Source organism: Micromonospora sp. L32 (assembly GCF_052068055.1).
Classification (GTDB): domain Bacteria; phylum Actinomycetota; class Actinomycetes; order Mycobacteriales; family Micromonosporaceae; genus Micromonospora; species Micromonospora purpureochromogenes.
Genome location: NZ_JBQHDD010000006.1, coordinates 113072 through 134909, shown reverse-complemented (window position 1 = coordinate 134909; position 21838 = coordinate 113072). Strand labels below are relative to the sequence as shown.

Below are 21838 nucleotides of genomic sequence, written 5' to 3'. Positions count from 1 at the left end.
GTCGCGGAGGTAATCGGAATCTCGTTGCCATCTTCGCTACTGAATTCGCGGCAGACAAGGCCCGTGGCGACTGTTTCCGTGCGGCCGGTCGTCGTCTACGCTGCCGACGTGGAGCCGAGAGTCTTCTATGTCGCCGGTCGCCCCGTTCACGGTGAGGGCGAGCTGACCGTCACCCACCCGTACGACGGCCGGACGGTGGGGCGTACCACGCTCGCCACGGCCGACCAGGTCGAGGCCGCCGTCGCGGCGGCGGCCGGCGTGGCGGTGCAGGCCGCGGCCCTGCCCGCGCACGTACGGGCGGCGGCCCTGGACCACGTTTCCCGGCGGCTGGCGGAGCGGGCCGAGGAGGTCGCGGCGCTGATCACCGCCGAGAACGGCAAGCCGGTCAAGTGGGCGCGGGCCGAGGTGGGGCGCGCGGTGTCGACGTTCCGCTGGGCGGCGGAGGAGGCGCGGCGCTTCTCCGGCGAGTTGCAGCGCCTGGACACCGACCCGGCGGCGACCGGGCGGATCGCCCTGGTGCGCCGGGTGCCGCGTGGCCCCGTGCTGGGGATCGCGCCGTTCAACTTCCCGCTGAACCTGGTGGCGCACAAGGTCGCCCCGGCGATCGCGGTGGGCGCGCCGATCATCGTGAAGCCGGCCCCGGCGACGCCGCTGTCGGCGCTGCTGCTGGGGGAGATCCTGGCCGAGACCGAGCTGCCCGAGGGCATGTTCTCGGTGCTGCCGCTGCCCAACGAGCGGGCCGCCGAGCTGGTCACCGACCCGCGCCTGCCGGTGGTGTCGTTCACCGGCTCCGGCCCGGTGGGCGCGGCGATCCGTCGGCAGGTGCCGGAGAAGCACGTGACGCTGGAGCTGGGCGGCAACGCGGCGGCGGTGATCTGCGAGGACTGGGCCGCCGACGAGGACCTGACCTTCGCCGCGCACCGGATCGCGATGTTCTCCAACTACCAGGCCGGGCAGTCGTGCATCGCCGTGCAGCGGGTCTTCGTGCACGAGTGGCTGTATGACGGTTTCTTGCCCCGGCTGGTCGCGTCGGTGCAGGAGCTGCGGGTGGGCGACCCTGCCTCCGGGTTGACCGACGTCGGGCCGCTGGTGTCGGAGGAGGCAGCGCAGCGGGTGGAGGCGTGGGTGGACGAGGCGGTCATCGCCGGGGCCACCATCGAGGTGGGCGGCCGGCGCGACGGTGCCACCTACCCGCCGACCGTGCTCTCCGGCGTGCCGTCTTCTGCGAAGGTCTGCACGGAGGAGGTCTTCGGACCGGTGCTGGTGGTCGCGCGGGTCACCGACGACCGCGCCGCGTTCGCCGCCGTCAACGATTCCGCGTACGGGTTGCAGGCCGGCGTGTTCACCCACCGCCTGGACGTGGCGTTCGAGGCGGCGCGGGTGCTGGAGGTCGGCGGGGTGATCGTCGGGGACGTGCCGTCGTATCGCGCGGACCAGATGCCCTACGGGGGCGTCAAGGGGAGTGGCGTGGGGCGCGAGGGGCTGCGCAGCGCGATGGAGGACTACACCGAGCCGCGGGTGATGGTGCTGACCGGGATGGCGCTGTAGCCGGTGCCAGGCCGGTGTCAGTCGGCGTGGCGCGGTGCTGGCCGGGCGGGTCGGCGTCGGGGGCGGTCACCTCGTTGAGCGGTATGCCTGTCAGGCATATTTATGCCTCTCAGGTATCGCTCAGGCGGCATACGACCGCCGCTCACCAGGTGCCGTCGTCGCGGACCCGGGCCGGGGCCAGGCCGAGCAGGAGCGTGGTGAGCGCGGCGTCGATGTCGTCGCCGAGGAACCACTCACCGGCCTGGTCCAGGGCGAAGATCCGGCCGTGCTCGTCCACCGCGAGGATGCTGTCCTGCCGTTCGGAGCCGATCGGGAACAGTCGCACGCCGAGGACGGCACCGAAGTCGGCGAGGGTGTCGGCGGTGTGCGCCGCCCACGTCGGATTGGTGTCGAACTGGCGGACCCACACGTCGACGCCCGGCCGCCGCCGGAAGGTGACGATCGCCGGGAAGTCCAAGAAGACGCGCTCCGCCGCTGGGAATGACTCATGGCGATGGGTTCGGCCCGCCACCTCGCAGGTTTCGGCGATGGCGCCCTGCGCCAGCGCCCAGTTGAGCGGATCCTGGTCCCAGCCGGCGTCGGCCAGAGCCTGGGCCACCTCGGGTGGAAACCGGTCGGCGACCGGCACCGGCCGGGTGATCGCCGGGGGCTCGGTGATCGCGCCCAGTTCGCCCCAGGGCAGCACACCGAGCTCCACCAGAGCCTTTGTGCATGACTCGCAGAGATCCCGGACTTCACCGCCGTTGGGGTCGCCCGGTTCCCGTACCTGAAAGATCTGCAGTTGGCTGTTCGCGAGAAACGCCTTTGCCTCGCCGCGGGTCAGCGGGCTCTCGCCTGCGGCGGCGCGGAGGTGGTCGTACTCGTGGAGGACGTCGGAGACTACGATCAGCTCGGCGTGGCGGTCGCCGCCCCGCACCAGGTGCCCGGCCGGCAGGTCGTCCAGGTACGCGCGGACCAGCGGGTGGTGGTGCAGCTCGACGTCGCCCTTGGCACCGTGGCCGAGGTACGTGCGGCCCTCGACGGTGAGGTGGGCGACCGTAGCCGGCGTCGGCAGCCGCCGGATCTCGCGGAGCAGCTGGCTGGCCGGGTCGACCGTACGCGGCGCCGGGCCGCCGGCGGGGCGACTGCGGCGGTACATCTGCTCGACGGCGGCGACCGGCACCCGCGGCCAGGTCGAGACCTCGCCGGTCTCCTTGTCCACCACCGTCGTCGGCAGGTCACCCGGCACGGTGTCGACGTCGGGGGAAACGACGGAGCGGATCACGTACCCCAGGTCGAACTCGTCGATCCTCGGACGGCACTCGTAGCCCAGGCGCTGTGAGTCGCGGCGGGCCCACACCGTGGCGAGCTGCTCGGCCTGCTGGCGATCGATCACGAGCTGAAAACTACCGGACCCCCACGACTTCGTGGCACCCGGTATGGTTCGCCTGACTGAACGTGACCGGGGGAGGGTGGCGTTGGCCGAAAGTGTCGACCGGGAGGCCAATCGCGCGCTCCGGGCGCGGTTCGACGAGGTGTACGGGCAGTACCGGCAGCTCCGGTCCGGTTTGGACGAACTGCAGACCAAACTGACGGAGCTGCGGATCACCGAACGCTCCGACGACGGCCAGGTGACCGCCACCGTGGGAGCCCGGGGCGAGTTGATCGCCGTGGAGCTCAGTCGGGCCGTCTACCAGACCCGGGACGCGAGAGCCCTGAGCCGGAAGATCACCACGACGGTCCACCGGGCCACCGCTGCCGCCGTCGCCGCCACCCAGGAGCTGGTTGCCGGCTACCTGCCGGCGGGCTCCGGCTCGGTGGACTTCCTCCGCAGCGGCGACTTCGGCGCGCTGCTCGGCCGGGCCGACGCGGCCCTTCGGGGCGAAGGGGAACGCCGTGGCTGAGGGGCAGCTCTGGCTCGACCCGGACCGGGCCCGGCGCGGCGGTACTGACCTCCACCTCGCCGGCGAGGCGGTCGGCGCCCGACGTGAGCAGGTCGGCGGTCGCATCGCGGCGGCGAGCGCGCAGCGTCCGTGGGGTCGCGACGACATCGGCACCGCCTTCGAGAAGAGCTACCGCAGCTACGAGCAGACGCTGCTGCGCGCCTGGGAGGGAGTCGGGCGGGCACTGGCCGGGCTCGGTGCCGACGTCGTGTCGTCCGTCGAGGCCACAGTGGAGACCGACGCCGCAAGCGGCCGGCGACTCGACGGAGTGTCCGGCCAGCACGATTACCGGCGCTGACCTGCGGAGGACCGAGCCGTGAGCTTGCTGCCCAGCCCGATCCCGCACCCGCTCGACTACAGCCCCTGGGACCTGCCGGGCTGGGTCTACGAGGCACTCGACTGGGTCATCGGGGTGGAATGGCCCGAGGGGGACGAACGCGCCGTCTGGGACCTCGCCGACCAGTGGTACGGCGTCGCCGCGGCGCTCGCCGGGCCGCGCGACGACGCGATTGCCGCCGCGGCCGAGGTGCGCAGCGGGTACGGCGGCATCGGCCTGGTGGCCGAGGCGTTCGACACCGCCTGGCGGCGGGTTGCCGAAGGCGACGAGGCGCCCCTGCTCGTCCTGCTCGCGGTCAGCAACGACCTCGGCCGGCTGGTCGAGGAGTGCGGCTGCGACATCGAGGGCGCCAAGCTCGAGGTCTGGATCGAGCTGGGCATCCTCGTCGTCGAGTTGCTGGCGATCGCCGTGGCCAGCGTGGTGACCGCCGGTGCCGCGTCACCCGCCGTGGGGGCGGCGACCACCGCCAGCCGGCTGGTGGTCCAGCAGATCTTCAAGCGACTGCTGGCCCAACTCGCGAAGAAGGAACTGAAGCAGGGCCTCAAGGAGGCCGGGGAGCGGGCCGCCAAGGAGGTGGCCCGGGGCGGCATGCGCGGCCTGGGCAAGCGCGCCGCCAGGGGCGGGCTGGAGGAGGCGGCGGAGGAGTCCGGGATCAGCCTCGCCACGCAGGCGTATCAGAACTCCACCGGGCGTCGCGACGGCCTGGACCTGGCCGACCTCGGCGCGTCGGCGGTCGGTGGGCTCGCCGGTGGCGCGGTGGCGCCGCTGGCGGGGCTCGGCCGGCACGCCCACGGTCGCGGGGCCCGGATCGTCGAACACTTCGGCCGGGAGATGACCGGCGAGACCCTCGCCGAGGGCGCGGCGGGCCTGGCCACCGGCCAGGGCGTCATGTCACTGGAGGACGCTGCGCGGGCGGCCGTCTCCGGCGCCACCGGTTCGGCCACCGGTCAGGTCGACGCGGCGGTACGCGCCCGCGTCGACGGGCAGCTGAGTTCGCTCGCCGCGCCGCGCCCGCCCATGGAGCTGCCCCTCGTGTCGCAGACGGTGGCTGCGGGCGACCTCCCCTCTCCCCGGGACGGGTCGTCTCCCGAGGCGGGCGCTTCGGCGTTGTCCGGCGGCTCCGGAACGGGCGCGGCGCTTGCCGCCCCGCTCGCGGATGCCGCTCCGCCCGCACCGCAGCCGGACCGGGGGCCAGCGGCGGTCGGCAAGGGGGACACAGTCCCGGCTGTGGAGGTCGGATCGGCATCGGATCGCGGGGCGTCAGCGGCCGTCACCGTGGACGCCGCCGCATCGACCCAGGCGGGGCACGGGCCGTCGTCGGGCAGCCCCACGCTCTCGTCGGTCACCGCCGAACGCCCGCCCTCGCCACAGGTTGGCGAGGTGCCTGCCACTGCGGCTCAATCCACCACCACGCCGACGGCAGCCAACCCGGTGACCTCCGCCGCTGTGACCACCGGCCCCGTGACGAGCTCCGCCACAACGGCGACGCCCACCGCGCTCACGTCGCCCGGCACCGTGACGACTTCCGCCACCGCGACGTCGCAGGCCACCGTCACGTCGTCCAGCACCGGGGCGGTCGGCAGCGCGGCGACCAGCGTCCCTCCGGCCAATGCGAACGGGTCTGCGTCTGCACAGCAGCCAGTGGCCGCCGCGCACGGCAGCCCTCCGGCCGTCACCCCGCCGCCCGTGCAGCGGCCCACCCCGGTGGGTGCGGAACCGCCGCCTCGGCAGGGTCCCGGGACACCGGAGCAGGACGGTGACGCCGCCACCCGGAACCGGTTCCCGTCGCTGGAGGCGCTGGCCCCGACCACCTCACCACTTCCCGACGCGCAACCCTCGCTCGTCCCACCGGGACCGGCCACCGAACTGCCGCGTCCGAGGACGCCCGAGTGGTACGCCGCGAAGTGGGCGGCCGAGCGGGAAGCCCTTGAGCGACGCCGCTACCAGGGCTACTTCGAGTCGCAACGCGCCTGGTACGAGGAGCGACGGCGCGAGGATTTCGCTGCCCGTCTGCGCCGGTCCGCCAGCGGCTACCTTGACCGAGCCCGTTGGTTGAAGAGACAGGCACGTGAGTTCGTCCAGGCCGGGCGCACCTTGCGGGCCGAGCACATGTTCAAGGCGAGTGAGGTCGCCGAACATGACTCGTACGAGTTCAGCGACAGCGCCGAGGCGGTCCTGGCCGGCAGGGTCGTGCCGGACGAGGTGTTCATCGACAACCCGGCCGACTTCCAGCGGATCAACGACGACGTCGCCGATCTGGCCCTCGGTGCGGTCGAGACGAGCGACCGGTCGGCGCTGACCGGCGCCGACGACGACCCGCCGCCGATCGACCGTTCCCGCCGGTACGGGCAGCGGGGTGGGCTACGCCCGCCGCTGGCTCTGCACCAGACCGACCTCGAACGGCAGATGCCTCGCCACCCCGACGGCAGCGTCGTGCGGACCGCCGATCCCCGGCAGGGCGGGTGGTTCGCGCTCGCCAACGACGGCGGGCCGCAGGCCGACCCCACGCGCGGCATCAACTGCCTCGACTGCACGCTGTCGCTCTTCGAGACCTGGGTACACGGCCGGCCGCGGGTCTCCGCGCCGCGTACCTTCGACGGCTACTCCGCGGGTGACATCCGGTGTCCGATCATGGGCGAGAAGAACGGCCCGCGGCGGGTGGAGCAGGTCACCGGCGGGCGTTTCCAGAAGCTGGTGGGCAGTCGGGAAGCGGCGACGGACAGTTCGACCCTGCGCGACGCGGTCGACCGTGGCTTCGAAAACCTGCGCGTCCAGCTGAAGATCGGCGGCCACGGCAGCTACGCGTTCCTCATCACCGAGTGGGAGAACGGCGGGTCGCACGCCTGGGTCGCCCTCAACCAGAACGGCACCATCCTCTACCTCGACCCGCAGAGCGGCGCGGTCCACGACCAGCCCCTCTACCGTCACCGAGGTGTCGCCGACCCGGACAACCTCATCAGCGTCGACGCCCTCGTGCTCGGCGGTGACGGCCGGCCGATGCCGCTGGGTGGGCTGGCCCGGGGACGATTCAGCGTCCTCCCCGATCTGCCCGACTATCCGTCCTCGCCGGAGGACGAGGCCGGGTACGGCGACCCGTACCTGAACCGCCTCCACCTGCTCGACGGCCCGGGCATCGCTTCTCCTGGAAACGGTCCTACGGCGAACGGCGTGCCACCTGCGGCGCCCGACCTGCCGCGGGAGGCCGATGAGCCGCCCGGGGACGCGGAAGAACTGCGGCGAGCACGTCAACTGGCGTACCGGGAGCGCCAGGCTGCCGGGCTGCCGGCTCGTGAGGTCGTCGCGGCGAGCGCCGATCTCGACGCGGTGTTCGAAGCGGGCGTCACCCCTGCCGAGGTGGCCGCCCAGCTCGACGGTCCGACGCTCCGGCGGCTCGCCCCGCACCTCGACGAGGCGGCGGCCCACGACGTGGCGCGGTTGCTCGCCGATCCGCGGGTTGCTCGCATGCTCGACGAAACGTGGCAGACGCCCCCGTACGGCGAGCCGATGCTCGCCGAGACGTTGGTCAGACAGTTGACGCAGCATCCGGGTCTGGCACGGATGATCCTGGCCACGCCGGCACTCGCGAACTCGCTGACGGCGCGTCCGCTGACGCTGCTTCACCTCGCGGCCCATCAGCGGGCCATCGACGTCCTGGGATCAGTGCTCGACGACATTGCCGAGCGGGGTGCGCACACAATCGCAGCAGTTGATCCTCCCGACCCTGTCGCGACGCCCCTCTCCGACGCAAACCGGCAGATCAGCGCCAGCGTTCGCGTCGACGGAGAGAGCGTGGCGCAACCGGGCTTCGACCGCAGCCGGTCCGACGATCCTGCTTACCGAAAGGCCTATCTCGACGAACTTTACGAAGCCGCGGCCGTGGCTCAGATAGATCTCAACAGAGTTGCGAATGAGTTGGCGTACGTCGACGGCGAGGCAGTCGGTCATCCCGGCTGGCGGCCAAAACCAAAGGACCGGCGCCGAGCGTTGGACAAGATTGAGAAGTACCGGGGCAATGCCTCAAAGCTGCGGGACCTGGCCGCAGCGAAGGTGGAGTTCCGCTGTCTCGATGACCTCTATGCGGCGCTTGCGCGGCTGCGAGACCGCCCGGACGTTCGCATCGTGCAGTACGAAGACAGGTTCCTGACCCCCCAGGACAGTGGTTATCGCGATGTCCAGCTTGTACTCGAGATGCCGAACGGTCATCTCGCCGAGTTCCGGCTGCACCTGGCGGCGCTGGACGAGGTGGCCGTCTGGGAGCACGCCTTGTTCGAGGTCCGCCGTGACCTGGCCAGCCTGGCACGGGAGGGAGCGCGGGGGCTCTCCGACACCGAAAAGGCGATTGCCGATAGCATCTTGCGACGGGAGCAGCAGTTTTTCTGGCGCGCGTTGCTCTCGACATACGAGGAGATGCCGTGACTGGTCAGGTTTCCGGGTTGGTCTTGCCGGCCTATTACTCGTACTACGATTCCCCGGTCAAGATTGTGGTTTCCCCTGACGGGAGAGTGCGTGTGTGGCGAATCTCGGCGGAGGGTGGTTGGCGCGACGAGAGCGACCTTTTCAAGGAGATTGTCTTCGCGGTGGGTGGTGAGGTGTTCAAGCGCTCTGCGGCCGAATTCGTGCAGGACGTCGAGCGCTATCGCGCCGAGAACCTGTCTGGGCAGGGCCCGATCTTCGCTCTCTACGAGACCGTGAACGCGATCGTCGACTCCGCAAGGCGGGAGAGGCGACCTTTGACGGTTGAGGAGCGAGCACTCGTGGCTGGTATCCGACGCCGCACCTTCGTCATGTTCGAGGAGCAACTGTTGGCGGCCGGTGATGAGGCTGCCGATCCCGGTCTTAGAAGCTGACGACGGTGAGTAGCGCCGGTATTAGCGGCGCGCCAAGGTTGGCCTATTTCGTCCTCTACCGTAACGGCGAGAGGGTGAAGCCTTCCGGGATCCTCGTGGTCGACATGGCCGGTGGTCATGCGGTGATTTGGGATCATCGACAGCGGTCATGGTCGTACAACCCCGACCTCGCGTTCCGCTTTCTCGGTGACTATCGCAATGACGATCGATATGAGCCGGTCGACAGGTCTGCCCTTGAGCGGATTGCAGTTGAGGTGACCAAAGGCGTTCTTATTCCTCCAGACGAGGAAATCAACCAGATGTTCTCGGCGGGCGCAGCGGGCTGCCCATGAAGGCCCGCTTCGTCGGTGGAAATCCGTTGCGGTCGGTCGCTGGCTGGGTCAGGGTCGCGACATGACGGACCCTCACGCCGACATCCCCGCTGACCTCCCCACCCGCTCCTTCGGCTGGTCGGACATGTTCCTCAAACCGGAGGACGATCCCCGCTCCACCGGTGGCTTCGAGGACGAGCGGAGCCTCCTGGTCGGCTACCTGCGTGACCACCGGCTGACCCTGGAACTCAAGTGCGCCGACCTCGACGCCGAGGCGCTGGCCCGGCGTAGCGTGCCGCCGTCGACGATGTCGCTGCTCGGCCTGGTCCGGCACATGGCCGAGGTGGAGCGGGGCTGGTTCCGCCGCACCATGGCGGGCGAGGACGCGCCGCGGATCTGGTGCACCGAGGAGGAGCCCGACGCCGACTTCGACGGCGCGGTCGCCGACGTGGAGGTGGTCGAGGAGGCGTGGGCGGCGTGGCGTGCGGAGGTCGCGTACGCCGAGCGGTTCGTCGACGAGGCTGCCGACCTGGGCGTCAAGGGGCACCGGGGAGACCTGACCATCTCGCTGCGCGAGCTGCTGGTGCACATGATCGAGGAGTACGCCCGCCACAACGGTCACGCCGACTTCCTCCGCGAGCGCATCGACGGTCGCGTCGGCCAGTGACCTGGACGAGCGGTACGGGCGGCCCGCCGGGCAGGCACGGCCGCGGGTTGTGAGATCCACATAGGCTCGGGTCATGACGAACTCCGGCATATCCAAGCGGCAGTCGACGGCATGGGCGAGCGGCCTTCTGCTGGGCCTCGTCATCGGCCTGGCCATCTTCCGGGACACTGGCGGGGTGGCCTTCGGCGTGGCGATCGGCGTGGCCTTCGCGGTCGCCTTCGGTGGCACCCGCACGGATGAGCGGCCGGACAAGGCGGGCAGCGGCGAATAGAGCGGGGTGCCAGCTCCCGCCACGCGGCGGGAGCCTCGATGATCCACACCATGTGCGCCAAGTTGCGGTGTCCGTAGCTGGCGAATACCGCAACATCGCGTAAATGGAGTCGATCAAGCCCCACCATGACTGGACCGGACGCGTCGGAGACAGCTGGCGGCGGGTCGAAGCGACACGGAGCCGACCAGGCCGAGAGCGGGAGACGGCAGGGCCGGCCGGCGGCGACGACCGGTCCTAGAACCCGGCGCGGCCGGGAACAGAGACGCCCAGCGGGAACGGAGAGGGGCGCCGGTGCAGGTGCACACGCCGAGGACGGTCGCCGAGGCGGTGGCCGTACAGGATCGGTTGCGGCCGCTCGCGGACCTGGTCGGGCCCGGTCCGCGCCGGCCCGCGACGGTGGCCGGCCTCGACGTCGCGTACGCGGAGAGCGGTGACCTGCTCGCGGCGGCCGTCACGGTGCTGGACGCCGCGACGCTGACGGTGGTGGACCGGGCGGTGAGCGTGGGGCGGCCGGCGTTCGACTACGTGCCGGGGCTGTTCGCCTTCCGGGAACTGCCGGCGTTGCTGGCCGCCCTCGACGGGCTGACGGTGCAGCCGGAGCTGCTGGTCTGCGACGGGCACGGGCTGGCCCACCCGCGCCGGTTCGGGCTGGCCTGTCACCTGGGGGTGGTGACCGGGCTGCCGGCGATCGGGGTGGGCAAGACGCGGCTGGTCGGCGAGTCGGCGGAGCCGGGGCCGCGGCGCGGTGACAGCACGCCGCTGGTCGACGGGGGCGAGACCGTCGGGCGGGTGTTGCGGACCCGGGACGGCGTCAAGCCGGTCTTCGTCAGCGTCGGACACCGGATGAGCCTGGACAACGCCGTCGAGCAGGTGCTTGCGCTCACCCCGCGCTACCGGTTGCCGGAGACCACCCGCACCGCCGACCGGCTCTGTCGCGATGCCCTGGCCGCCGCCCGCACCTGACTCTGCGCGACAACCTGCGGGCTCCCCGCCGGCACCGCGATCGCCCCACCCGCACCCCCACAGAGAGGGCGGCCGGCGTGATCCAGGACACGGCCGGCAGGGTAATGCGGCACACATCTGGAGCGCTCAATGGGGAGAGGACCCCCCGGCCCGGTAGTAGCCTGACCGCCGGACTCCAGCGGGGGAGAGACGGTGAGGTGGAGATGTCCGTGCGTCGGCAGGTCGTACGGCTGGTGACGGCTGCTGCGCTGCTCGGCGGCCTGCTCGTCGTCGGCGTCGCCCCCGCGTACGCCGACTCCGACCGGGTCGGGGCCCGCGCGGCGAGCAGCTTCAGCGCGGGCGGTTCCCCGGGCGGCGTCTCGATGGAGGTGCGCAAGCGCACGGAGGGCTGCGTGCTGCTGCGCAGTTCGCTCGGGTTGCGGCTCACCGGGTTGAATCCGGACCAGGTGCGGGTACAGGTGAACATCGGCGGCCGCTGGTTCCCGGTACCGGTTTCCGGCGGCGGTGGCAGCGTCGCCACCGGCCGTACCTCGCCGGCGAATGCCACGTTGTGCAAGGGGAAGAGCATCACCGTTCGCTACCGGGTCGCGTTCGTCGCGGGCGCACCGGCGGGCAGGTTGGAGGTGGTCGGCGAGGCGACGACCGCCGTCGGCCGGTTGATCGGCCGGGGCGCCGACACCTCCCGGGTCGGTGGGCGCCTCGCCGCGAGCGCGACCCCGAGCAGCAAGCCCACCCCGACGCCCACCCCGAGCGCGACCGGGACCCCGGCCGCCGTCACGGACGAGCCGAACCAGGCCGTCCTCGCCGCCCCGACCACCGGCCAGGCCATCGCCGCTGCCGAAGAGTCCTCCGGAGGATCCATGATCATGTGGTTCGGCATCGCCCTGGTAGCCATCGGCGCCGGGTTGATCGCTCTGCTCATCCGCAACAACCGCAAGGACCGCGGGCCCGCTGGCGAGCAGGCGTACCCGGTCGTCCCGCTGCCGCGCAACCCCGGTCCGACCACCTACCGCTCCGGCGGCGGGGTGCCGGGCGCGACCCCCGCGCCGACCCCCCAGGTGTACGGCCAGCAGCCCGGCCCCGCGCGCCCCAGCGGCCTGTACGGCGGCGCCGGCGCGTACCCGACCATCCCGCCCGCCCCCCGCCCGTCCGGGGTGTACGGCGCGCCGACCTCGGCCCCGCCGGCCGCCACGCCCCCGGCCCCGCCCGCCGCCACGCCGCCCGCGCCGCAGCGACCCGCCACGCCGCCGGCCGCCCCGCCCGACGGTGAGGCGACCACCTTCATGCCCCGCCTCCCCGGCTAGGGCGGGGCGGACCCGGCCGCTCCGTTAGGCTCAGGTTCGTTGACGACCTGCTGTCGAGGAGTGAACCCGGTGTCTGACCTGTCCCAGATCGTGAAGGCGTACGACGTCCGGGGGACGGTGCCGGACCAGTGGGACGAGCGCACCGCCGAGGCGCTCGGGGCGGCCTTCACGCAGGTGCTCAACGATGCCGGCGAGCCGGGCGACGCCGTGCTGATCGCGCACGACATGCGGGCCACCGGTCCCGCCCTGGCGAGCGCCTTCGCCACCGGCGTGCGCGCCGAGGGCCGTACGGTGATCGAGCTGGGGTTGGCCTCCACCGACATGCTCTACTACGCCTCCGGCGCGCTGGGCCTGCCGGGCGCGATGTTCACCGCCAGCCACAACCCGGCGCAGTACAACGGCATCAAGATGTGCCGCTCCGGCGCCCGCCCGATCGGGCAGGACAGCGGCCTGGCCGACATCCGGGACCGGGCGCAGGCGCTGCTCGCCGCCGGTGAGCGCGTGGCCGGCGAGCCGCCCGCCCCGGCCCGGCGGCGGGACCTGCTGCCGGACTACGCCGCGCACCTGCGCAAGCTGGTCGACCTGTCGAGCATCCGGCCGCTGAAGGTGGTCGTCGACGCGGGCAACGGGATGGGCGGCTACACCGTGCCCACCGTGCTCGGTGAGACCGCCCTGCCGGCCCTGCCGCTGGAGATCGTGCCGCTCTACTTCGAGCTGGACGGCACCTTCCCCAACCACGAGGCCAACCCGCTCGACCCGAAGAACCTGGTCGACCTCCAGCGCGCGGTGGTGGCGCACAGCGCCGACATCGGGCTCGCCTTCGACGGCGACGCCGACCGCTGCTTCGTGATCGACGAGCGCGGCGAGCCGGTCTCCCCGTCCGCGATCACCGCCCTGGTGGCGGCCCGGGAGCTGGCCAAGCACCCCGGCTCCACGGTGATCCACAACCTGATCACCTCCCGCGCGGTGCCGGAGATCATCCGCGAGCACGGCGGCCAGCCGGTGGTGGCCCGGGTCGGTCACTCGTTCATCAAGGCCGAGATGGCCCGCACCAACGCCGTCTTCGGCGGCGAGCACTCCGCGCACTACTACTTCCGGGACTTCTGGTTCGCCGACACCGGCATGCTCGCCGCCATGCACACCCTGGCCGCCCTCGGCGAGCAGTCCCAGCCGCTGTCGATCCTGGCCAGCATCTACGAGCGGTACGCCGCCTCCGGCGAGATCAACTCCACGGTGGCCGACCAGGCGGCGAAGGTCGCCGAGGTGCGCGCCGCGTACCCGGAGGCGGAGGTCGACGAGCTGGACGGCCTCACCCTGCGCTTCCCGGACGGGGCCTGGTTCAACCTGCGCCCCTCCAACACCGAGCCGCTGCTGCGGCTCAACGTGGAGGGCCCGACCGAGGAGCGGATGATCTCGCTGCGCGACGAGGTGCTGGAGCGCGTTCGCCGATAAGATCGCCTGCGCCGGTCGGCACCGCCGACCGGCGAGACCGCACACGTGGAAGGAGCCGCACCGTGGCCCTGGACCCGCAGTTGCTCGAGATCCTCGCCTGCCCGGACACACACCACGCCCCGCTGGACTACGACGCGCAGGCGCAGACCCTCACCTGCACCGAGTGCGGTCGCGTCTTCGAGGTACGCGACGACGTGCCGGTGCTGCTGCTGGACGAGGCGCGCGGCGGCCCCGAGGCGCAGCGGTGATGGACGGTACGGCCGGGGTCAGCGGCCGGCGGGTGGCCGACGAGTCGGTGCTGGACAACCCGGACACCTTCAGCGAGCAGGACCCGGGCGGCATGCTGCGGTTCACCGCCTCGGCCGGCGCCCAGGTGCGCGAGTCGGCCGCCCTGGCCGCCGAGGCCAACCTGTCGCTGCTGGAGGACGACCTTCGCCCGCGGGCGGTCGTCATCGCCGGCATCGGCACCGCCGGGCGTACCGGTGACGTGCTCGCCACGGTCGCCGGGCCGCGCTGCCCGGTGCCGGTCATCCCGCACCGCAGCGCCGGCGTGCCCGGCTGGGTCGGCGCGGCCGACGTGGTGATCGCGGTCAGCGCCTCCGGTCGCAGTCCCGAGGCGCTCGGCGCCGCCGAGGCGGCGCACCGCCGGGGTGCCCGCCTGGTCGCCGTCGGGGCGCCCGACTCGCAGCTCCAGTCGGTCGCCGAGCGGGCCCGTGCCCCGTTCATCCCGGTGCCCCGGCGCGCCCCGGCCCGGGCGAGTCTCTGGGCGCTCACCGTGCCGGTTCTGCTCGCCGCCCGTACGCTCGGCCTCGTGAAGGTCAACGAGGCGGATCTGGCGGAGACCGCGGCCCGGCTGGACGCCGACGCCGACCGGTGCCGCCCCACCGCCGAGTCCTTCGTCAACCCGGCGAAGTCGCTGGCCCTCGGGCTGGCCGGGTCGATCCCGATCGTCTGGGGGTCGTCCCCGCTGGCCACCGTCGCGGCCCGGCGCTTCGGCGACACGCTGTCGGCCAACGCCCGCTACCCGGTGGTCACCGGGGCGCTCGGCGAGGCCGGCCGCGGGCGCGTCGGCCTGCTCGACGGCGTCTTCGGCGGCCTGGTCGAGTCGGCACGGGACATCTTCGCCGACCGGGACGAGGCCGAGGGCGACCCGACCCGGCTGCGGCTGGTGCTGCTGCGCGACGGCGGGCTCAACGCCGAGGACGACACCGACGAGCCGCTCGCCGTCGAGGAGCGCCGCGCCGAGGCCGTGCAGACCCTCGCCGAGCGGCGCGGGGTGCGCTGCGACGTGGTGACCGCCGAGGGCGGCTCCGCGCTGGAACGGCTCGCCTCGCTCGTGGCCGTACCCGACTTCGCCTCGGTCTACCTGGCCCTGGCCCACGGCCTGGACCCGATGGCGGTCCCGGCGATCACCGAGATGAAGGAGCTGTCGAACCAGTGAGCGAACGCAAGGGGCGAACGGTCCTGCTCAGCGGCGTGGCGACCGGTGTCGCGCGGCGGAACGGAGCGGGAGCGTGAGCGCGAACGGCGGGACGAAGGCGATCGTCGCCGCCCTGCTGGCCAACGTGGGCATCGCCGTCACCAAGTTCATCGCGTTCCTCCTGACGGGTTCCTCGTCGATGCTGGCGGAGTCGATCCACTCCGTCGCCGACTCCGGCAACCAGGGCCTGCTGCTGCTCGGCGGCAAGCGGGCCAAGCGCGAGGCCACCCCGCAGCACCCCTTCGGGTACGGCCGGGAGCGCTACATCTACGCGTTCATCGTGTCGATCGTGCTGTTCAGCGTCGGTGGTCTCTTCGCGCTCTACGAGGCGTACCACAAGTGGCACGAGGGGGGTGGCATCGAGGAGTACAAGGCGGTGCCGGTCGTCGTGCTGGTGGTTGCGATCATCATGGAGTCGTTCTCCTTCCGAACCGCGATCAAGGAGTCGAACCACGTCCGGGGCAACCAGTCCTGGGTGAGGTTCGTCCGCCGGGCCAAGGCGCCCGAGCTGCCGGTGGTGCTGCTGGAGGACCTCGGCGCGCTGGTCGGTCTGGTCTTCGCGCTCTTCGGTGTCAGCATGACGCTGATCACCGGTGACGGGGTGTGGGACGCCCTCGGCACCGCGATGATCGGTGTGCTGCTGGTGGTCATCGCGATCATCCTCGCCATCGAGACCAAGAGCCTGCTGCTCGGCGAGGGCGCGGAGACGCACGACCTCGCCGCCATCGAGAAGGCGGTCACCGAAGGCCCCGAGGTCGAGCGGATCATCCACATGAAGACGCTCTACCTCGGCCCCGAGGAGCTGATGGTCGCCGCGAAGATCGGCGTGTCGGCCCGCCACAGCGCCGAGGAACTGGCCCGTGGCATCAACACCGTCGAGGCCCGCATCCGCGCCGCCGTGCCGACCGCCCGGGTGATCTACCTGGAGCCGGACGTCTACAGCGCCGCCGCCGAGCGCGCCGGCACCGGTGCGGCCTCGCACACGGCCGTACCGGGGTCGGAGACCGAGCCGGGCGACGTCGCCGGGCGGGCCGGAGGCTGAGCGTGGAGCTGCTGCACGGCCCGATCCGCGACTACGCCTGGGGGTCCCGCTCGGCCATCGCCGAGTTGCAGGGGCGTCCGGTGCCCAGCGACGGGCCGGAGGCGGAGCTGTGGCTGGGCGCCCACCCGGGCGCCCCGGCCACGGTCGACCGCGGCGGCGACCGGGCGAGCCTGGTCGACCTGGTCGCCGCCGAACCGGGCCACTGGCTCGGCGAGCAGGTGGTCGACCGGTTCGGCACCCGGCTGCCGTTCCTGCTGAAGGTGCTCGCCGCCGACGCCCCGCTGAGTCTCCAGGCCCACCCGGACCCGGAGCAGGCCCGCGCCGGGTACATCGCCGACGGCGCGCGCGTCCAGGGGCGGCGCAACTACGTCGACCCGTACCACAAGCCGGAGCTGCTGGTCGCGATCGCGCCGATGGAGGCGCTCTGCGGGTTCCGCGACCCGGCGGACTCGGCGGACGTGCTCGCCGCGTTCGGCGTACCCGCGCTGGACCCGGTGGTGGCCGCGCTGCGCACCGGACCGACGGGTCTGCGGGACGCCGTGCGTCTGCTGTTGACCTGGCCGGCGGCGCAGCGCGCCGGGCTGGTCGACGCGGTGGTGGCGGCGCGCGTCGCCGGCCCGGATGCCGAACTGGCCCGGTCGCTGGCGGCCGACTACCCGGGCGACCCGGGAGTGCTGGTGGCGTTGCTGCTCAACCACGTGCGGCTGGCGCCGGGGGAGGCGATCTGGATGCCGGCCGGCAACCTGCACGCCTACCTGCGCGGCACCGGGGTGGAGATCATGGCGGCCAGCGACAACGTGCTGCGCGGTGGGCTCACGCCGAAGCACGTGGACGTCGACGAGCTGCTGCGGGTACTCCGCTTCGAGGTGCTGACCGAGCCGGTGGTCATGGCGCGGCCGGTGGCGCCGGGCGTGGTCTGCTGGCCGGTGCCGGTCGAGGACTTCGCGCTGCACCGGGTGACGGTGGACGCGGCCACGCCCGAGGTGCGGCTGCCGCTGCCGGGGCCCCGGGTGGTGCTCTGCCGGGCCGGCCGGGTCTCGGTGGACGACGGGACCGGTCCGGTCACCCTCGCTCCCGGCCAGGCCGCCGTCGGGCCGGCCGCCGCGGGCCCGCTGGTCTTCACCGGCGCCGGTGAGGCGTTCGTCGCCACCGCCGGCCTCCGCTGACGGCTTCTCGAGCTGACTCCGGGGCCTTCGCGCCCGCGACACGAGTCCGACTTTTCCGAAATAGCTTGACTCGCCTCTGGCGCAGTGTGACTCTATGGGTACGCAGCGTTGTCGCGACGAAGGTCCGGTAGCGCGCGGGGAACCAAACCGGGGGGATGCACGGGGCGGCCGGCTCGTGGACGGAAAGTCTGTCCATCACCGACCGCCCCGTGCGCTGTCTCCGGCGGGCGCCCGTGCGGGGCTGGACCATGCGCGTAAGGTGGAAGGTCGTGCAGCACACCGTTCGACAGGAGCTTCCATGACCAGCACCCTCCCGGCGTCCACCAGTGGCGCGCGGCCGAGCACCCTCGCCGAGGGCGACTACAAGGTGGCGGATCTGTCGCTCGCCGAGTTCGGGCGCAAGGAGATCCGGCTCGCTGAGCACGAGATGCCCGGCCTGATGGCGATCCGCCGCGAGTTCGCCGACGCCCAGCCGCTCGCCGGCGCCCGGATCACCGGCTCGCTGCACATGACCATCCAGACGGCCGTCCTGATCGAGACCCTGGTCGCGCTCGGCGCGCAGGTCCGCTGGGCGTCCTGCAACATCTTCTCCACCCAGGACCACGCCGCCGCCGCGATCGTCGTCGGCCCGAACGGCACCCCCGAGGCTCCGGCCGGCGTACCCGTGTACGCCTGGAAGGGCGAGAGCCTGGAGGAGTACTGGTGGTGCACCGAGCAGGTGCTCGCCTGGCCCGACGGCGCCGGCCCCAACATGATCCTCGACGACGGTGGTGACGCCACCCTGCTCGTGCACAAGGGCGTCGAGTTCGAGAAGGCCGGGGTCGTCCCGCCGGTCGAGTCCGCCGACTCCGAGGAGTACGCGGTCATCCTCGGGCTGCTGCACCGCTCGCTCGCCGAGGACGGCCAGCGCTGGACCCGGATCGCCTCCGCCATCAAGGGCGTGACCGAGGAGACCACCACCGGCGTGCACCGGCTCTACGAGATGCACCGCGCCGGCACCCTGCTCTTCCCGGCCATCAACGTCAACGACTCGGTGACCAAGAGCAAGTTCGACAACAAGTACGGCTGCCGCCACTCGCTCATCGACGGCATCAACCGGGCCACCGACGTGCTCATCGGCGGCAAGATGGCGGTCGTCATGGGCTACGGCGACGTGGGCAAGGGCTGCGCCGAGTCGCTGCGCGGCCAGGGCGCCCGGGTCGTGGTGACCGAGGTCGACCCGATCTGCGCGCTCCAGGCGGCGATGGACGGCTACCAGGTCGCCACCCTGGACGACGTGGTCGAGCAGGCCGACATCTTCATCACCGCGACCGGCTGCTTCGACGTCATCACCAACGAGCACATGGCCCGGATGAAGCACCAGGCCATCGTCGGCAACATCGGCCACTTCGACAACGAGATCGACATGGCCGGCCTGGCCAAGCGCTCGGACGTCACCCGGGAGAACATCAAGCCGCAGGTCGACCTCTGGAAGTTCGACGACGGCCACGCCATCATCGTGCTCTCCGAGGGCCGCCTGCTGAACCTGGGCAACGCCACCGGCCACCCGAGCTTCGTGATGTCGAACTCGTTCGCCAACCAGACGATCGCCCAGATCGAGCTGTTCACCAAGACCGACGAGTACCCGGTCGGCGTGTACGTGCTGCCGAAGCACCTGGACGAGAAGGTCGCCCGGCTGCACCTGGGCGCGCTGGGCGCCAAGCTGACCCAGCTCACCAAGGAGCAGGCCTCCTACCTCGGTGTCGCCATCGAGGGCCCGTTCAAGCCGGAGCACTACCGCTACTGAGTTCCGCCTAAAAGGACCGGGTCGGCCGCCGCGCGGCCGGCCCGGTCCTTTTCGCGTACGCCCACGGTCAAGTCCCCCGCCCCTCCGGCCCGCCCCCTGCCCCCGTTTGCGGTGTGTCGCGGTGTCCGGGCGTGGGGATACCGCGACACGCCGCATCTCGGGCGGGACGGGACGTCGTGCCGCCCCGGGCGTGACGGGGGTCAGCGTGGGGTGTGGCGGGTGGGGCGGATCCAGGTCCAGACGCACCAGGCGAGCCAGGCCAGTGACACGGCGGCGGCCAGGGGGCGCAGCCGCAGCTCGCTGAGCACCATGACCAGCGCCAGCACCGCCAGCCAGGGCAGTAGGCCCCTCACGGTCGGCGTCCGGTGGCGTGGGGCTGGTCGGTGGTGGACCGCCGGTGTGCGGGGTCGACGACTGCCTCCGCACGGGCGGAAATCCCTGGCGGCGGCGGGTCGGCCGGCGTGCTGGTGGAAGTGATCAAGGGGCCTCGTCCCGTCCGTGAACGTCGGGCCGATCCTGTCACGGGACGGACAGGTGAACTCGTGGCGACCGACTTGACGGCGCCGTGGGAGCAGGAGGAAGGTAAGTCTGCCCTAAGTTAAGTGAGGCAATCCTCATCAACCCGGAGCACGATGTTCGCCACGTACCTGATCGGCCTGCGTGAGGGCCTGGAAGCGACCCTGGTGGTCAGCATCCCTGGTGAAGTCGCAGCGCCGGGACCGGCTGCCCCAGGTGTGGGCCGGCGTCGGTCTGGCCGTGGTGCTGTCGGTGCTCTTCGGCTGGCTGATCGAGTACACCTCCAGCTCGCTGCTCGCCCGCTCCGAGGACCGCGAGCTGTTCGAGGCGGTGACCTCCGTCGCGGCCGTGGTCTTCGTGACCTGGATGATCTTCTGGATGCGCAGGGCCGCCCGGACGATCGCCGGCGAGCTGCGGGGCAGGCTCACCGAGGCGCTGGCGGTCGGCTCGCTCGCGGTCGCCGGCATGAGCTTCCTCGTGGTGATCCGGGAGGGGCTGGAGACCGCCCTGATCTTCTACTCCGCCGCCCAGGGCGCGGCGGGGGACAGCGGTCCGCTGCTGGCGCTGATCGGCGGCATCGTCACCGCCGTGGTGATCGGCGTCCTGCTCTACGCCAGCGCGCTGCGGATCAACCTGTCGAAGTTCTTCACCTGGACCGGCGCGCTGCTCATCCTCGTCGCCGCCGGCATCCTCAAGTACGGCGTGCACGACTTCCAGGAGGCCGGTGTCCTGCCCGGCCTGAACGACCTGGCCTTCGACATCACCTCGGTGCTCGACCCGAACACCTGGTACGCCGCCCTGCTCGCCGGGATGTTCAACATCACCGCCACCCCGAGCGTGCTGGAGATGGTCGCCTGGGTCGCCTACGCCGTGCCGGTGCTGTTCCTCTTCCTCCGCAAGCCGTCGCCCGCCGGCAAGCCGACCGCCCCGGCCGCGACGCCGACCCCGCCCACGACCGCCCCGGCCGGCGAAGCCGCCCCGGACACAGACGCCGCCCCGGCCGGTGAGCCCGCCGGGTCCGACATCGACCGCCCGGCCTCCGCGCCGCAGCGCGCCTGAACCCACCTGCTCCGAGGAGACAGAAACTGATGCGTACCACCCGCTTCCTGGTGCTCGCCGCCGCCGGCGTGCTGGCCGTCACCGGTGTGACCGCCTGTAGTGACGGCAAGGAGCAGGACGGCGCGAAGGGCGCCAACGCGGTGAAGGTCAAGGCCAGCGACACCACCTGCGAGGTCGACGTCACCGCCCTCGACGCCGGCCAGGCGACCTTCACCATCACCAACTCCGGGAGCAAGGTCAACGAGTTCTACGTGTACGCCGCCGGTGACCGGGTGATGGGCGAGGTGGAGAACATCGCCCCGGGGCTCAGCCGCGAGCTGCGCGTCGAGCTGCCCGCCGGGACGTACGAGACCGCGTGCAAGCCCGGGATGAGCGGCCGGGGCATCCGGGGCGCGCTGAAGGTCAGCGGCACCGCCGCGACCGTCGCGCCGGACGCCGCGCTGGCCCAGGCCACCGCCAGCTACCAGCGGTACGTGGCCAGCCAGACCGGCGCCCTGCTGACCAAGACCGAGGAGTTCGTCGCCGCGGTCAAGGCCGGCGACGTGGCCAAGGCCAAGGCGCTCTACCCGGTCGCCCGCACGTACTGGGAGCGGATCGAGCCGGTGGCGGAGATCTTCGGCGACCTCGACCCCAAGATCGACGGCCGCGAGGAGGTCATCGAGGAGGGGATGGAGTTCACCGGCTTCCACCGGATCGAGAAGGACCTCTGGCAGTCCGGCGACATCAGCAAGGACGGCCCGATCGCCGACCGGCTGCTCGCCGACGTCAAGGAGATCGTGGCCAAGGCCAACGCCGAGAAGCTCAACCCGCTCCAGCTCGCCAACGGCGCCAAGGAGCTCCTCGACGAGGTCGCCAGCGGCAAGATCACCGGCGAGGAGGACCGCTACTCGCACACCGACCTCTGGGACTTCAACGCCAACCTGGAGGGTTCGAAGGCCGCGATCGCCGCGCTGCGCCCGGCCCTGGAGCAGCGCTCGCCCGAGCTGGTCACCCAGCTCGACACGGAGTTCGCCAACGTCGAGAAGGCGCTCGGGCAGCACCGGGCCGGTGACGGCTGGAAGCTGCACACCGAGCTGAGCAAGGCCCAGCTCAAGGAGCTGTCCGACAGCATCAACGCCCTCGCCGAGCCGATCAGCAAGGTCGCTGCCGTCGTCGCCCGATGACGGC

The 21838-nt window shown here is 72.0% G+C and carries 20 protein-coding genes; 18 read left to right on the top strand and 2 right to left on the bottom strand.

The features are described from left to right. Positions 1-108: 108 nt before the first annotated feature. A complete protein-coding gene (locus ACTMTB_RS17995; protein ID WP_441147055.1) occupies positions 109-1548 on the top strand; it encodes an aldehyde dehydrogenase family protein in 1440 nt (479 codons plus the stop codon). 142 nt (positions 1549-1690) lie between these two features. Here the strand turns inward: ACTMTB_RS17995 and ACTMTB_RS17990 are convergent, their stop codons facing one another. Continuing rightward, entirely contained in the window at positions 1691-2923 is a 1233-nt protein-coding gene (locus ACTMTB_RS17990) for an SUKH-3 domain-containing protein (protein ID WP_441147053.1), read from the bottom strand. Positions 2924-2999: 76 nt separating this feature from the next. On the opposite strand from ACTMTB_RS17990, the gene ACTMTB_RS17985 reads away from it, so the two are divergent. The 15 genes from ACTMTB_RS17985 to ahcY all read left to right on the top strand — a co-directional run bounded on the left by ACTMTB_RS17985 (position 3000) and on the right by ahcY (position 19096). Beyond that, positions 3000-3431 carry a YbaB/EbfC family nucleoid-associated protein gene (locus tag ACTMTB_RS17985; RefSeq protein ID WP_441147051.1) on the top strand — a complete coding sequence of 144 codons (432 nt, stop codon included), beginning with the start codon at positions 3000-3002 and terminating at the stop codon, positions 3429-3431. Next, positions 3424-3768: a hypothetical protein gene (locus tag ACTMTB_RS17980; protein WP_441147050.1), complete on the top strand. Its 345-nt coding sequence runs from the start codon at positions 3424-3426 to the stop codon at positions 3766-3768. The genes ACTMTB_RS17985 and ACTMTB_RS17980 overlap by 8 nt, the downstream gene beginning before the upstream one ends. Positions 3769-3786: 18 nt before the next feature. After that, on the top strand, positions 3787-8223 hold the full coding sequence (locus ACTMTB_RS17975) for a toxin glutamine deamidase domain-containing protein (protein ID WP_441147048.1): 4437 nt from the start codon (positions 3787-3789) through the stop codon (positions 8221-8223). After that, positions 8220-8654: a hypothetical protein gene (locus tag ACTMTB_RS17970; RefSeq protein ID WP_441147046.1), complete on the top strand. Its 435-nt coding sequence runs from the start codon at positions 8220-8222 to the stop codon at positions 8652-8654. The genes ACTMTB_RS17975 and ACTMTB_RS17970 overlap by 4 nt, the downstream gene beginning before the upstream one ends. 5 nt (positions 8655-8659) lie before the next feature. Next, entirely contained in the window at positions 8660-8986 is a 327-nt protein-coding gene (locus ACTMTB_RS17965; RefSeq protein WP_441147044.1) for a hypothetical protein, read from the top strand. A 61-nt stretch (positions 8987-9047) separates the two neighbouring features. After that, the gene (locus ACTMTB_RS17960; protein ID WP_441147042.1) at positions 9048-9632 is read left to right on the top strand and encodes a DinB family protein; all 585 of its coding nucleotides are present in this window, start codon (positions 9048-9050) and stop codon (positions 9630-9632) included. A 73-nt stretch (positions 9633-9705) separates the two neighbouring features. After that, complete coding sequence (locus ACTMTB_RS17955; protein WP_441147040.1) at positions 9706-9903, top strand: hypothetical protein; 198 nt, start codon at positions 9706-9708, stop codon at positions 9901-9903. Between the two features lie 291 nt (positions 9904-10194). Then, positions 10195-10866 carry a deoxyribonuclease V gene (gene nfi, locus ACTMTB_RS17950; RefSeq protein ID WP_441147038.1) on the top strand — a complete coding sequence of 224 codons (672 nt, stop codon included), beginning with the start codon at positions 10195-10197 and terminating at the stop codon, positions 10864-10866. Positions 10867-11069: 203 nt separating this feature from the next. Beyond that, the gene (locus ACTMTB_RS17945; protein WP_441147036.1) at positions 11070-12170 is read left to right on the top strand and encodes a hypothetical protein; all 1101 of its coding nucleotides are present in this window, start codon (positions 11070-11072) and stop codon (positions 12168-12170) included. A gap of 69 nt (positions 12171-12239) precedes the next feature. Next, entirely contained in the window at positions 12240-13622 is a 1383-nt protein-coding gene (locus ACTMTB_RS17940; protein ID WP_441147034.1) for a phosphomannomutase/phosphoglucomutase, read from the top strand. A 62-nt stretch (positions 13623-13684) separates the two neighbouring features. Continuing rightward, complete coding sequence (locus ACTMTB_RS17935; RefSeq protein WP_088963849.1) at positions 13685-13870, top strand: Trm112 family protein; 186 nt, start codon at positions 13685-13687, stop codon at positions 13868-13870. Beyond that, positions 13867-15063: an SIS domain-containing protein gene (locus ACTMTB_RS17930; RefSeq protein WP_334569485.1), complete on the top strand. Its 1197-nt coding sequence runs from the start codon at positions 13867-13869 to the stop codon at positions 15061-15063. Before ACTMTB_RS17935 ends, ACTMTB_RS17930 begins: the two co-directional genes overlap by 4 nt. 73 nt (positions 15064-15136) lie before the next feature. After that, positions 15137-16144, top strand: a complete 1008-nt coding sequence (locus tag ACTMTB_RS17925) for a cation diffusion facilitator family transporter (protein ID WP_441147032.1) — start codon at positions 15137-15139, stop codon at positions 16142-16144. A 2-nt stretch (positions 16145-16146) separates the two neighbouring features. After that, positions 16147-17310, top strand: coding sequence for a mannose-6-phosphate isomerase, class I (gene manA / locus ACTMTB_RS17920; RefSeq protein WP_441147030.1), 1164 nt, complete (start codon positions 16147-16149; stop codon positions 17308-17310). 298 nt (positions 17311-17608) lie between these two features. Beyond that, a complete protein-coding gene (ahcY, locus tag ACTMTB_RS17915; RefSeq protein ID WP_441147028.1) occupies positions 17609-19096 on the top strand; it encodes an adenosylhomocysteinase in 1488 nt (495 codons plus the stop codon). Between the two features lie 200 nt (positions 19097-19296). On the opposite strand, the gene ACTMTB_RS17910 is transcribed toward ahcY, so the two are convergent. Continuing rightward, positions 19297-19449 carry a hypothetical protein gene (locus ACTMTB_RS17910; protein ID WP_441147026.1) on the bottom strand — a complete coding sequence of 51 codons (153 nt, stop codon included), beginning with the start codon at positions 19447-19449 and terminating at the stop codon, positions 19297-19299. Positions 19450-19795: 346 nt separating this feature from the next. Between ACTMTB_RS17910 and efeU the strand changes: the two genes are divergently transcribed. Both efeU and efeO read left to right on the top strand, forming a co-directional pair. Continuing rightward, a complete protein-coding gene (gene efeU / locus ACTMTB_RS17905; protein ID WP_441147024.1) occupies positions 19796-20671 on the top strand; it encodes an iron uptake transporter permease EfeU in 876 nt (291 codons plus the stop codon). Positions 20672-20700: 29 nt separating this feature from the next. Beyond that, positions 20701-21834 (top strand): iron uptake system protein EfeO, encoded by a 1134-nt coding sequence (efeO, locus tag ACTMTB_RS17900; protein WP_441147022.1) that lies wholly within the window; start codon positions 20701-20703, stop codon positions 21832-21834. Positions 21835-21838: the final 4 nt, after the last annotated feature.